The organism is Rhizobium sp. 22-785-1 (genome assembly GCF_053521965.1).
In genome coordinates, this window is the sequence record NZ_JBNWDI010000009.1 from 38,943 (window position 1) to 52,570 (window position 13,628).

At 59.9% G+C, this 13,628-nt stretch carries 9 protein-coding genes; 5 read left to right on the top strand and 4 right to left on the bottom strand.

Annotated elements, in window-relative coordinates; all coding sequences use genetic code 11:
• On the bottom strand, window positions 1–891 hold the full coding sequence (gene galU, locus ACQZ5M_RS17445) for a UTP--glucose-1-phosphate uridylyltransferase GalU (protein ID WP_113180803.1): 891 nt from the start codon (window positions 889–891) through the stop codon (window positions 1–3).
• Window positions 892–1,091: 200 nt separating this feature from the next.
• On the opposite strand from galU, the gene ACQZ5M_RS17450 reads away from it, so the two are divergent.
• From ACQZ5M_RS17450 to ACQZ5M_RS17460, 3 genes are all read left to right on the top strand, one after another.
• Window positions 1,092–2,315 (top strand): lytic murein transglycosylase, encoded by a 1,224-nt coding sequence (locus ACQZ5M_RS17450; RefSeq protein WP_296016601.1) that lies wholly within the window; start codon window positions 1,092–1,094, stop codon window positions 2,313–2,315.
• A gap of 66 nt (window positions 2,316–2,381) precedes the next feature.
• The gene (locus ACQZ5M_RS17455) at window positions 2,382–3,620 is read left to right on the top strand and encodes an SGNH/GDSL hydrolase family protein (RefSeq protein ID WP_449080373.1); all 1,239 of its coding nucleotides are present in this window, start codon (window positions 2,382–2,384) and stop codon (window positions 3,618–3,620) included.
• A 154-nt stretch (window positions 3,621–3,774) separates the two neighbouring features.
• On the top strand, window positions 3,775–3,966 hold the full coding sequence (locus tag ACQZ5M_RS17460; RefSeq protein WP_449080374.1) for a hypothetical protein: 192 nt from the start codon (window positions 3,775–3,777) through the stop codon (window positions 3,964–3,966).
• Window positions 3,967–4,047: 81 nt separating this feature from the next.
• Here the strand turns inward: ACQZ5M_RS17460 and ACQZ5M_RS17465 are convergent, their stop codons facing one another.
• Window positions 4,048–4,713 carry a DJ-1/PfpI family protein gene (locus ACQZ5M_RS17465; protein ID WP_296102148.1) on the bottom strand — a complete coding sequence of 222 codons (666 nt, stop codon included), beginning with the start codon at window positions 4,711–4,713 and terminating at the stop codon, window positions 4,048–4,050.
• Window positions 4,714–4,793: 80 nt separating this feature from the next.
• On the opposite strand from ACQZ5M_RS17465, the gene ACQZ5M_RS17470 reads away from it, so the two are divergent.
• A complete protein-coding gene (locus tag ACQZ5M_RS17470; protein ID WP_449080375.1) occupies window positions 4,794–5,756 on the top strand; it encodes a GlxA family transcriptional regulator in 963 nt (320 codons plus the stop codon).
• 58 nt (window positions 5,757–5,814) lie between these two features.
• Here the strand turns inward: ACQZ5M_RS17470 and ACQZ5M_RS17475 are convergent, their stop codons facing one another.
• Together ACQZ5M_RS17475 and gltB are read right to left on the bottom strand one after the other, a co-directional pair.
• Complete coding sequence (locus ACQZ5M_RS17475; protein WP_288426212.1) at window positions 5,815–7,272, bottom strand: glutamate synthase subunit beta; 1,458 nt, start codon at window positions 7,270–7,272, stop codon at window positions 5,815–5,817.
• 183 nt (window positions 7,273–7,455) lie between these two features.
• Window positions 7,456–12,201 carry a glutamate synthase large subunit gene (gltB, locus tag ACQZ5M_RS17480; RefSeq protein WP_449080376.1) on the bottom strand — a complete coding sequence of 1,582 codons (4,746 nt, stop codon included), beginning with the start codon at window positions 12,199–12,201 and terminating at the stop codon, window positions 7,456–7,458.
• A 368-nt stretch (window positions 12,202–12,569) separates the two neighbouring features.
• Between gltB and ACQZ5M_RS17485 the strand changes: the two genes are divergently transcribed.
• Complete coding sequence (locus tag ACQZ5M_RS17485; protein ID WP_296073926.1) at window positions 12,570–13,625, top strand: threonine aldolase family protein; 1,056 nt, start codon at window positions 12,570–12,572, stop codon at window positions 13,623–13,625.
• Window positions 13,626–13,628: the final 3 nt, after the last annotated feature.

The following is a 13,628-nucleotide window of genomic DNA, read 5'->3' on the forward strand; positions in this document are numbered from 1 at the left end:
TCAGCCCATTTTGGCGATGATGTCCTTCAGCGGGCCTTCGATCAGCGGGCGGATGTCCTCGCGCTGCAGGGCGAAAGCCAGGTTGGCCAGAATGAAGCCATCCTTTGCGCCGGTGTCGTAGGTTTCGCCGCGGAATGGATAAGCGGTGAAGTCCTGCTGCTTCAGAAGCTTCAGCATGCTGTCCGTCAGCTGGATCTCGTTACCGGCACCACGTTCCTGCGTTTCGAGCAGCGTGAAGATTTCCGGCTGGAGAATGTAACGGCCGTTGATGAAATAGTTCGACGGCTGCGTGCCCTTGGCAGGCTTTTCCACCATGTCGGTGATGCGGAAACCGTTACCGATCTCTTCGCCGGGCGCTACGATGCCGTAACGATGGGCAAGCTCCGGTGCGCATTCTTCAACCGCCAGAACGTTGCCGCCGCTCTGATCGTAGAGCTCGACCATGCCCTTGAGGCAGGACTTGTTGTCTCCTGTCATGATCATGTCGGGCAGCAGAACCGCGAAGGGTTCATCGCCGACGATGTCGCGTGCGCACCATACCGCGTGGCCGAGACCGAGCGGAACCTGCTGGCGCGTGAAGCTGGCGGTGCCGGCTTTCGGCAGGATATTGGACAGAAGGGTCAATTCGGCATTCTTGTTGCGCTCGCGCAGCATCTGCTCCAGCTCGAACTGGATGTCGAAGTAGTCCTCGATCACGCCCTTGCCGCGTCCGGTGACGAACACGAAGTGCTCGATACCCGCCTCAGCTGCCTCATCCACCACATATTGGATGACTGGCTTGTCGACCACCGTGAGCATTTCCTTCGGAACCGCTTTTGTTGCCGGCAGGAAACGTGTTCCAAGACCTGCAACGGGAAACACTGCTTTCCGAATCTTCTTCTTTTCTACCACACATCCCTCCTGAGAGATTTCAACGGTTTTTAAGTAACGCACACGAACTTGTTATGACAAAAGTGGCAAGTTTTTGCAAAGGGTGACGTTACCTATCGTTAATGGTAAAGAATTTGTTGACTTTAATCTGGTACCCCGTCGTGAAGCCCGATGCGTGTCTCGCAATCGAACTGACATTCGAGAGAAACGAAAGACTGACGATGAAAAAGATGATCCTTTCCGGCGTCCGTAAATTTGGCTGCGTAGCACTCGCAGGCCTGACCATTGCTCTGACACCCGTCACTGCAAATGCAGATGCGGGTTTCAAGCAATGGATCAACCAGTTCTATGCCACAGCCGCCAAGGAAGGCATTTCGCGCGCGACCTATCAGAAGGCCTTTGCAGGCGTTTCCGAACCTGATCCCGATGCGTTGCGTAAGGCGACCTATCAGCCAGAATTCACCACCCAGATCTGGGATTATCTCGACAGCCGCGTGAACCCCTACACGGTGCGCATCGGTCGCGAGATGAAGATGAAGCACGCCACGACGCTCAACTGGATCGAGCGCAATTTCGGTGTCGACAAGCACGTCATCCTCGCCATCTGGTCGATGGAATCCAATTACGGCGCGGTGCTGGAAAAGCCCGAACGCCTTCACAACATTCCCCAGGCACTGGCAACGCTTGCCTATTCCGATCCCAAGCGCGCCAAGTTTGCCCGCACACAGCTGATTGCCGCACTGAAAATCCTGCAGTCGGGTGACGTGACGCCAAAGCAGTTGACCGGCTCATGGGCAGGCGCCATGGGCCACACCCAGTTTATCCCGACGAGCTATCTGCTCTATGCGGTCGATGCGGATGGCAACGGCAAGCGCGACATCTGGCATTCCGTGCCGGATGCGCTGGCAACGGCTGCCAACCTTCTGGCGAAGAACGGCTGGGAGCCGGGCCGCACCTGGGGCTATGAGACAGCCGTTCCTGCTGGCGGAGCACGCTATGCGGACCAGACGAAGTCGCTCGCCGAATGGCAGAAGCTCGGCTTCCTCCGCCCGAACGGCAAGGGTTTTCCGCGCGGTTCGGATCGCGCGACGCTGAAGCTTGAAGGTGGTTCGAATGGTCCAGGTTTCCTGATGACCAAAAACTTCTTCACCATCAAGCGCTACAACGCGTCGGACAGCTATGCGCTTGCCGTTGGCCTTCTGGCAGACGAGATTGCCGGTTATGGCGGCATGCAGCAGAAGTGGCCGCGCCCGAACGGCACGCTGGACATCAAGGAAAAGTTCGAGCTTCAGACGCGTATGAAGGAGCTCGGCTATTATGATGGCGAAATCGATGGCAATTTCGGCTCCGGCTCGAAGGCAGCGATCAGCGCCATTCAGAGGCGCATGGGCCTGCAAAATGATGGCGAGCCATCGCAGACCCTGCTGAGAGCACTGCGGAACTGATAATGGTCCTGACGGGCCAAGAATATTAGCATATAGTCAATGGGACCGTCTCGGGAACATCACGCCATGACCACCAGAGAAGCAGGACCCATTGCAAAGACCGTGAAGCGCGGCAGTGTCGCGCTTCTTGTCGTGACGCTCAGCGTCCCGTCCTGGACGGCGACGGCGGTTGGCCAGGAGTACCGCGAACGCCGCACGCTGATGGAAATGCTGTTCGGCGGCCCCAATCAGTATAATGATCGTCTTTATTCGCCGGAGCGGCGCGAGCAGCGGCGCCAGGCTGCACCGCCACGTCAGAACTCCAACCGTTCCGTCACAAGGCCATCGGCGCCGCGCAGCACGCCGTCGGTCGTGCAGATGCGCACCGCCAAGCCCGCGCCGGTCGAGAAGCTGGAAACCGCCAAACGCGTTCTCATCGTCGGTGATTTTCTAGCCGGCGCCATGGGCGAAGCGCTTGTCTCCACCTTCGAAAGCTCCGCAGGCATCGCCATTGACGTGCGTGCCAACGGCTCGTCCGGTCTGGTGCGTTCGGATTACTACGACTGGTTTGCCAATCTCCCGCAATTCATCAAGGACACCAAGCCTGCCACCATCGTCATCATGATGGGTTCCAACGACCGTCAGGCGATGGATATCGGCGGCACGAAGGAAAAATACGGCACCGAACTCTGGTTCAAGGAATATGAGAAGCGCATCGACGCTCTGATCACGCTTGCCAAGCGCCAGCAGGTGCCGGTGCTGTGGGTGGGTCTGCCCGCCTTCCAGTCGCCCTCGCTGACGGCGGATTTCATCGGCTTCAACCGCCTTTACCGTAGCCATATCGAAAAGCTCGGCGGCGAGTTCGTCGATGTCTGGGACGGCTTCGTGGATGAGGGCGGCAAATACGTGACCACGGGATATGACGTGAACGGCCAGCAGGCTCGTCTGCGCGAGGCAGACGGCATCGGCATGACCCAGGCCGGCAAGCAAAAGCTCGCATTCTATGTGGAGAAATTCGTTCGCCGCCATCTCGATGGCGCAGAACCCGATCTGAAAACGCTGGACGGCAGCAACCTGCCCGCACTGACTTCGCTCCCGGCACTCGGCATCGATGCCCAGCAGGTTCGCACCCAGCCGATCAGCCTGACCGATCCGGATCTCGACGGTGGTGACACTCTGCTTGGTGGAAAACCGGCTCCGGCCAAATTTTCCGTGGTCGAAACGCCGCGCGAAAAGCTGACGAAGCGCGGACTGATGGAAGATGCGCCGCTTGGCCGCGTGGACGATTACCGCCTGCCGGCGACCGGCGAAACGGCGGCCAAATAGACGCTATGTGGCGAAACGGGTAGTCAGCTACCCGTTTTCGCCGGTTTTTCATCACGAAATATTAAAGTCGGAACGATCTCCCTTCAAGCTGTGTTCACGCCCGGCAAGGCATGAGGCTTTGCTGAAAAAAGATGGATATGAGGAGTATACCGTCATGGCCAATCAAGGTGGCACGCACGAACAGCACGTTAAAGCCGGCAAGCAGTCGCACAAGAACAGCGACGACAAGGCAACCCGCAGCGCATCGTCCAAGTCCGCATCGGACAGCAAGACCGGCGGCAAGCAGGGTGGCACGTCCGAGCAGCACATGAAGGCCGGCCAGCAGAGCCACAAGAACAAGCACTGATTTCCACGCATGTGGGAAAACGGCCCCCGCGCAGGACGCACGGGGGCCGTTTTTATTGTGCCAAGCTTCCTATGAAGCCGCTTATCGAGCGATGAGCAACCTCTCCCGCTCCTGACGCGACCGGGCAATGCGGGCCTTGGCTTTTTCAACGATATCGGATGACGCTTCCTGAGGGGTGCCGGAATTGAACGGCGGCGCCGGTGCGTATTCCAGCGACAATTGCACGATCTTGGCTTCCTCCTCCCCCATCAATTCGCAGATGAGCGACAGACCGAAATCGATGCCGGAGGTGACGCCGCCAGCGGTGATGAGATTGCCATCCTTGACCACGCGTTCATAAACTGGGGTCGCGCCAAAATGCGGCAGAAAATCCATCGCATTCCAGTGCGTTGCAGCGCGCTTTCCCTTCAGCAGACCGGCAGCACCCAGCACGAGCGAACCGGTGCAGACGGAGGTGACGTAGCGCGCCTTCTCAGCCTGGCTACGAATGAAGCCGAGCACTGCCTCGTCCTCGAGAAGCGCATTAACCCCACCACCGCCCGGAATACAGAGCACGTCGAATTGTGGGCTGTCGCTGAAATCGACATCCGGCGTGAAGCTCAGCCCCGTTACGGAGCGAACCGGGCTCTTGTCCTTCCACACCAGATGGACCTCGCTGTTGCTCGCCGACGCAAAGACCTCATATGGACCGGTCAGATCGAGCTGCTGGATATTCGGAAAGATGAGAAAGCCGAAGCGGTAGGTCATGTTAACTCTCCTGTTGACGAGGGAATGATAGGCGCGCATGACTTGGCGAGATTGCCATTCATCCCACGCTCCAGGCCAAAATGACCCGCCGCATCGAAATCCTCGCCTTCCCGGACGTTCAGCTTCTGGATGTCACCGGCCCCTTGCAGGTCTTTGCCTCGACCAATGATTTCTGTCTGCACGCCGGAAAGCCAGCGCCCTATCAGCCGGTCGCAGTAGGCGCTGACAATCCGATCGTCACATCCTCTGCATTGCCGATCGGCACATCTCCTTTGCCCGTCAGCGACCAGCCGATAGACACGCTGATCGTTCCGGGTGGCTGGGGCGTCTATCGCGCCTGTGAAGATCAACAACTTGTCAGTTGGATCGCGCAGCGCTCCAAAACGGCGCGACGCACGGCGTCTGTGTGCAGCGGCGCTTTTCTGCTGGCCAGTACCGGTCTCCTCGATGGCAGGCGGGCAGTGACGCACTGGCAACGCTGCGGCGAGTTTCGAAAGCGTTTTCCCAAGGTCCGTCTCGATCCGGACCCGATCTTCATACAGGACGGAGCGATCTGGACTTCTGCAGGCGTGACGGCAGGCATAGACCTCGCTCTCGCATTGGTGGAGAATGACCTTGGCCGCGAGGTGGCACTGGCCGTCGCGCGCCAGCTCGTCGTGTTCCTCAAGCGCCCGGGCGGTCAGTCGCAGTTCAGCGCAGCCCTGACGCTTCAGGATGAAAGCGGTCGCTTCGACGGCTTGCATGCCTGGATGATGGAAAACATCACGCAGGATCTGTCACTTGCCGATCTTGCCGACAAGGCGGGGATGAGCCTACGCAGCTTCTCCCGTCACTACCGCGAGCAGACGGGTGTGACGCCGTCCAAGGCATTGGAGGAGATGCGTCTGGAGACCGCAAGGCGTCTGCTGGAGCAGGCCCAGCCGGTCTCGCGCGCTGCGCGCCGCGCCGGTTTTGGCAGCGAAGAAACCCTGCGCCGCCTGTTCCAACGCCGCTTCGGCGTGAGCCCACAGGCCTATCGCGAACGCTTCATGGCGGCGGCATAAAGCAAAACGCCCGGAACGACGTCCCGGGCGTATCTTCATGGGATTATCCGACAACCACTCAGCGCGGCAGAATCGAGCTTCCCATCAGCGCCTCGTCGATGGCGCGCGCAGCCTGGCGGCCTTCGCGGATGGCCCAGACCACCAGCGACTGGCCACGGCGCACGTCGCCGGCGGCCCAGAGCTTGTCGATCGAGGTCTTGTAGTCGCGGTCATTGGCAACGACGTTGGTGGAGCCACGGCGGTCGGTGTTGAGCGTCAGCTTGCCGTCCAACTCCTTCAGAACGCTGTCAGTGAAGGGACCGGAGAAGCCGATGGCGATAAAGGCGAGATCGGCCTTGATGATGAATTCCGTGCCAGCGATCGGCTTGCGGCGCTCATCCACCTGGCAGCATTTTACGCCGGTCAGCACGCCGTCTTCGTCACCCACGAATTCGAGCGTCGCCACCTGAAACTCACGTGCGGCACCCTCGGCCTGCGAGGACGAGGTGCGCATCTTGGTGGCCCAGTAAGGCCAGACCGCGAGCTTGTCTTCCTTTTCCGGCGGCATCGGGCGGATGTCGAGCTGGGTTACCTTGACAGCTCCCTGACGGAACGCCGTGCCGACGCAGTCGGACGCCGTATCGCCACCACCGACGACGACGACATGCTTGCCGCCTGCCAGGATCGGATCGGCCGGCCAGCCGACGCTGTCGATATTTTCGCGGCCGACGCGGCGGTTCTGCTGCACCAGATAGGGCATGGCATCGTGAACGCCATGGAACTCCGTGCCGCCGATACCGGCTGGACGCGGGGTTTCCGAGCCGCCGCAATAAAGCACGGCATCATGCTCGGCCATCAGCTGCTCAACCGTCATGTCGACACCGACATTGACGCCGTAATGGAAGGTCACGCCCTCGCCCTTGATCTGCTCGACGCGGCGATCGATGAAGTTCTTCTCCATCTTGAAGTCGGGAATGCCGTAGCGCAGCAGGCCACCGGCCTTGGTTTCGCGCTCATAGACATGCACCTCGTGACCGGCGCGGCCGAGCTGCTGGGCAGCGGCAAGACCAGACGGACCCGAGCCGATGATCGCGACCTTCTTGCCGGTATGAACGGTGGCAGGCTTCGGCACGATAAAGCCAAGCTCATAGGCCTTGTCGGCAATCGCCTGTTCAACCGTCTTGATGGCGACCGGTGCATCTTCCAGGTTCAGCGTGCAGGCTTCCTCGCAAGGGGCGGGACAGACACGGCCGGTAAACTCCGGGAAGTTGTTGGTGGAATGGAGGTTGCGGATCGCCTCCTCCCAATTGTTGTTATAGATCAGATCGTTCCAGTCTGGGATCTGGTTATGCACCGGGCAGCCGGTCGGGCCGTGGCAATAGGGAATGCCACAGTCCATGCAGCGCGCCGCCTGCTTCTGCACCTCGGCATCCGACATGGGAATGGTGAATTCCCGGAAATGGCGAATACGATCCGACGCCGGCTGATACTTGCCAACCTGACGATCGATCTCCAGAAAACCTGTAACCTTGCCCATGTTACTTTCCTCACATCAAAGCAGGGTCCCGCTCGGACCCCAGTACCAGTAAGCGATGCCCATGATCGCCCCCAGCACGATAAACTCAAATCTGATTTCGCCGCTGGCTACCCATGTCGCCGCTGGTGGGGCGAGTGCGATGAGCAGCGAAATCAGTCGATGAACCATTGCCGCGCGGCGGATTTACTCCGCCGCAACCCCCATTTTCAGCCGTTCCATTTCCTCAAGCGCACGGCGGTACTCGACCGGCATGACCTTGCGGAACTTCGGACGGAACTCGCTCCAGCGGTCAAGGATATCCTTGGCGCGGGTGGAGTTGGTGTAGTGGAAGTGGTTAGAGATCATCTGGTAGAGGCGCTCCTCGTCGTGACGTGTCATGTCCTCGGAAACGTCCACGCGTCCCTTGTGCATGAGGTCGCCGCCGTGGTGGTGCAGCTTTTCCAGCATGTCGTCTTCTTCCGGCACCGGCTCCAGCTCGACCATCGCCATGTTGCAGCGCTTGGCGAAATCGCCGGTCTCGTCCAGAACATAGGCCACGCCACCGGACATGCCGGCTGCGAAGTTGCGGCCGGTTTCACCCAGAACCACGACAATGCCGCCTGTCATATATTCGCAGCCATGGTCGCCCACGCCTTCGACGACGGCAATCGCACCGGAGTTGCGCACGGCAAAACGCTCGCCGGCCACACCGCGGAAGTAGCATTCGCCGGTGATCGCGCCGTAAAGCACGGTATTGCCGACGATGATCGAGTTTTCCGCAACGATGCGGGCATTTTCCGGCGGACGCACGATGATGCGACCACCAGACAGCCCCTTGCCGACATAGTCGTTGCCGTCACCGACGAGATCAAAGGTGATGCCGCGTGCCAGGAACGCGCCGAAGGACTGACCAGCCGTGCCGCGCAGCGTCACATGGATCGTATCGTCCTTGAGGCCCTTATGGCCCCAACGCTTGGCAAGCGCGCCAGACAGCATCGCGCCAGCGGAACGGTCGACGTTCTTGATCGGTACTTCGAAGACCACCGGCTCGCGGTTTTCCAGCGACGGCATGGACTTCTCGATCAGCTTGCGGTCGAGAATGTCGTCGATAGGGTGCTTCTGGCGCTCGGTCCAGTAAGTCGCTTCCTTCGGCGCTTCCACCTTGTGGAAGATGCGGCTGAAATCGAGCCCGCGTGCCTTCCAGTGCGCCAGCATCTCATCCTTCTCCAGCAGCTCCGAAGCGCCGATGATCTCGTCCAGCCTGGAAACACCAAGCGAAGCGAGGATTTCGCGCACTTCTTCGGCCACGAAGAAGAAGTAGTTGATGACGTGCTCCGGCGTGCCCTTGAAACGCTTGCGCAGAACCGGGTCCTGCGTTGCAACGCCCACGGGGCAGGTGTTCAGATGGCACTTGCGCATCATGATGCAGCCCGCCGCAATCAGCGGAGCCGTCGCAAAGCCGAACTCGTCGGCGCCCAGAAGCGCACCGATAATGACGTCACGGCCGGTCTTCAGGCCGCCATCCACCTGCAGCGCGATGCGCGAACGAAGACCGTTCAGCACCAGCGTCTGCTGGGTTTCGGCAAGACCGATTTCCCATGGGCTACCGGCATGCTTCAGCGAGGTGAGCGGCGACGCTCCCGTGCCGCCATCGAAGCCGGACACGGTGATATGGTCGGCGCGCGCCTTGGCGACACCGGCAGCAACCGTGCCGACACCCACTTCGGAGACGAGCTTGACGGACACGTCGGCTTCAGGGTTGACGTTCTTCAGGTCGTAGATCAGCTGTGCCAGATCTTCGATCGAGTAGATGTCGTGGTGCGGCGGCGGCGAAATCAGGCCGACGCCCGGCGTAGAGTGGCGCGTCTTGGCAACCGTCGCATCCACCTTGTGGCCGGGCAGCTGGCCGCCTTCGCCGGGCTTTGCACCCTGCGCGACCTTGATCTGCAGCATGTCGGCATTGACGAGATATTCCGTCGTCACACCGAAGCGGCCAGAGGCGATCTGCTTGATGGCCGAGCGTTCCGGGTTCGGCTGGCCGTTGAGAAGCGGCATGTAACGGTCGGACTCTTCGCCGCCTTCGCCCGTGTTGGACTTGCCGCCGATGCGGTTCATCGCAATCGCAAGCGTGGTATGCGCCTCACGGCTGATCGAGCCGAAGGACATGGCACCGGTGGAGAAGCGCTTGACGATATCGACGGCTGGCTCAACCTCATCGACTGAGATCGGCTTGCGACCGAGCTGCTCGGCGCTCTTGATCTTGAACAGGCCACGAATGGTGTTCATGCGAAGGTTGCTGTCATTCACCATCTCGGCGAATTCGCGGTAACGCTCCTGGCTGTTGCCGCGCACGGCATGCTGCAGGGTGGCAACCGAATCCGGGCTCCAGGCGTGGCTTTCGCCGCGCATGCGATAGGCATATTCGCCACCGATATCGAGCGTGTTCGCAAGGATCGGGTCCTTGCCGAAAGCCGCCGTGTGGCGTGCCACGGTTTCTTCGGCAATTTCCTTCAGGCCCACGCCTTCGATGGTGGTGGCGGTGCCGAAGAAGTATTGCTCGACGAATTCCGACGACAGGCCGATGGCGTCGAAAATCTGCGCGCCGCAATAGGACTGGTAGGTGGAAATGCCCATCTTGGACATGACCTTGAGAATGCCCTTACCCACCGCCTTGATGTAGCGATAGACCACTTCGTCGTCCGACACTTCCTTCGGAAACGCGCCATGCTTGTGCATGTCGAGCAGCGTGTCGAAGGCGAGATAGGGATTGATCGCTTCCGCTCCATAACCGGCCAGCAGGCAGAAATGGTGGATTTCGCGCGGCTCGCCGGTTTCGACGACGAGACCGACCGAGGTGCGCAGACCCTTGCGGATCAGGTGATGGTGAACGGCAGCGGTTGCGAGCAGCGCCGGGATCGCAATGCGATCCGGACCGACCTGACGGTCGGACAGAACGATGATGTTGTAACCGCCGCGCACGGCAGATTCTGCCCGCTCGCACAGACGGTCGAGCATGTCCGGCATGCCTTCAGCGCCACGCTCCACATCATAGGTGAAGTCGAGTGTCTTGGTATCGAATCGGTCTTCCGTGTGGCCGATGGAGCGGATCTTTTCCAGATCGCCATTGGTCAGGATTGGCTGGCGCACTTCCAGACGCTTGGCACGCGCCGCACCTTCATGGTCCAGAATGTTCGGACGCGGGCCGATGAAGGAGACAAGGCTCATCACCAGCTCTTCACGGATCGGATCGATCGGCGGGTTGGTGACCTGCGCGAAGTTCTGCTTGAAGTAGGTGTAGAGCAGCTTGGACTTTTCCGACATGGCCGAAATCGGCGTATCGGTACCCATGGAGCCGACGGCTTCCTGACCGGTGGTCGCCATCGGAGACATCAGAAGCTTGGTGTCTTCGCTGGTGTAACCGAAGGCTTGCTGGCGGTCGAGCAGCGATACGTCGCGACGCAGCGCGCGCGGCTCAACCGGCTTCAGGTCTTCCAGGATCAGCTGGGTGCGATCGAGCCAGTTGCGGTACGGGTGCTTGGCGGCAAGCTCGTGCTTGACGTCCTCATCCGAGATGATTTCGCCCTTTTCCATGTCGATCAGCAGCATCTTGCCGGGCTGCAGACGCCACTTCTTGACGATGCGCTCTTCCGGCACCGGCAGCGTGCCGGCTTCGGATGCCATGATGATGCGGTCGTCATCGGTGACGAGATAACGGGCTGGACGCAGACCGTTACGGTCGAGCGTCGCGCCGATCTGCTTGCCATCGGTAAAGGCAACAGCTGCCGGGCCATCCCATGGCTCCATCAGGGCCGCGTGATACTCGTAGAACGCCTTGCGTTCGGCACTCATGGACTGATTGCCAGCCCATGCTTCGGGGATCAGCATCATGACGGCATGAGCCATGGAGTAGCCACCGCGCACCAGGAATTCCAGCGCGTTGTCGAAGCAGGCCGTATCCGACTGACCTTCGTAGGAGATCGGCCAGAGCTTGGAAATGTCGTCGCCGAAGAGAGCGGAGGAAACGGAGGCCTGGCGCGCCGCCATCCAGTTAACGTTGCCACGCAGCGTGTTGATTTCGCCGTTATGGGCAACCATGCGATACGGGTGGGCGAGCTTCCACGACGGGAAGGTGTTGGTGGAGAAGCGCTGGTGAACAAGCGCGACGGCGCTTTCGAAGCGCGGGTCGGAGAGATCCTTGTAATAAGCGCCGACCTGATAGGCCAGGAACATGCCCTTGTAGACGATGGTCGAGGAGGAAAGCGACACAGGATAGAAATCCTGCGCTTCCTTGCCGCCGCCGGCGTCATAGATGCGGTTGGACAGAACCTTGCGGATAAGGAACAGACGGCGTTCGAACTCGGCATTGGTAGCGGCATCGCGGCCCGCACCAATGAAGACCTGCACGTGATGCGGCTCGGTGGCAGCAATGTCAGCAGCCTTCGAAAGCGAGGCATTGTCGACCGGCACATCGCGGAAGCCGAGGAACTGCTGGCCCTCTTCGCCGATCACATCGACGATAACCTTCTTGTAGTGCTCAATGCGTTCCGGATCGCGCGGAAAGAAGATGTGGCCAACGGCATATTCGCCAGCCTTCGGCAGCGTCACACCCTGCTTGGCCATTTCCTCACGGAAGAAGCGGTCAGGGATTTGCACGAGAATGCCAGCGCCATCGCCCATCAACGGGTCAGCACCGACGGCGCCGCGATGCGTGAGGTTTTCGAGGATGAAGAGACCATCCTTGACGATCTGGTGCGACTTCTGACCCTTCATATGGGCAACGAAGCCGACGCCGCAGGCGTCGTGCTCGTTGCGTGGATCATAAAGACCCTGCTTGGCCGGAAGACCGCCGATCGTCGCGCGAGGCGACGTCGCCTCCGACGCGTTGCTCGGACAGTCATTCGTTAGAAGTGCCTGGGCGTTTTCGCCTTCAAGCCGTATGGTCATTGTCATCCCTCCTGCAAACTCGTTGCATGGTGTCACGCAGAGAGGCGGAGGCCGATCTGGCCCTCATCTCAGAAGCCAAATCCGTCTCCGCATTCCAATTTAGGACAGCATTGCTGTCTTAATTCTGTCTGAACAATGACAGAAACACCCACCTTCCGCAAGGGGATGCCGTTAATTTATAGACACGCTTTATGACGTGAAATTTCAACCAAATGAAGGATCGCGTAATTTTCTTCCTCCGGGACGCAGAAATGATTGCTTTCATTACCGCATTTGCCTTGGCTGAAATATGCTCGTAAAACCTCGGACCTATCCTCGCTGATCATATCAACCGCGCGACATTCCTGCCCGCAACCTGCTTGAAAGTGCTGACGATGATTTTTGCCTCCGATAACTGGGCTGGCGCCCACCCGGCCATCAACGAGCGTTTGATGAAGGAATCCACCCGCTTTGCTGCCGCTTACGGCACGAGCGAACTGGACAAGGCAATCGAGAAGAAGTTCAACGAAATATTTGAGCGCGAGGTCGCCGTCTTCTTCGTCGGCACCGGCACCGCTGCCAACTCGCTGGCGCTTGCAAGTGTGGCGCGTCCCGGCGGCATCGCCTTCTGCCATTCCGAAGCGCATGTGATCGAGGATGAATGCGGCGCGCCGATCTACTTCTCCAACGCCTCGCGGCTGATGCCGGTGGCAGGGCCAAACGGCAAGATGCTGCCAAAGAACCTGAAAGCCGCCATCGACCGCTTTCCGCCCGGCTCCATTCACCAAGGCCAGCCGATGCTGGTGACCATGACTCAAGCGACCGAGCAGGGCACGATCTACGAACTCGACGAGATTTCGGCGATTTCGGAAATCGCCAAGAGCGCCGGCGTCCCGTTGCATATGGATGGCGCGCGCTTTGCCAATGCGCTGACCGCGCTCGACACGACGCCTGCCGAAATGACCTGGAAGCGCGGCGTCGATATTCTCTCCTTCGGCGCGACGAAGAACGGCTGCTGGTGCGCGGAAGCCATCGTCTACATGGATCCGAAAATGGCAGAGGACCTGCCCTTCATTCGCAAGCGCTCCGCCCAGCTTTTCTCCAAGACACGCTTCATGGCTGCACAATTCGACGCCTATTTCCACAATGACCTGTGGCTGGAGCTTGCCGCCCACGCCAACGCGATGGCCAACCGCCTGCGTGAGGGTCTTTCCGCCTCCAACAGTGCCCGCCTTGCCTGGCCCACCCAATCCAACGAACTCTTCGTCGTGCTGGACAAGCAGAGCGCCAAGGCCGCCCGCGACTCAGGAGCGAGCTTCTACGAGTGGCCAACACCACACGATATGCAGCAGGAGGTCGGCGAGAACGAACAGCTCATCCGCCTCGTGACGAGCTTTGCAACAGAGGAAAGCGACGTAGACGCCTTTTTGCGAATTTGCGGCGGGGCTTAAGAA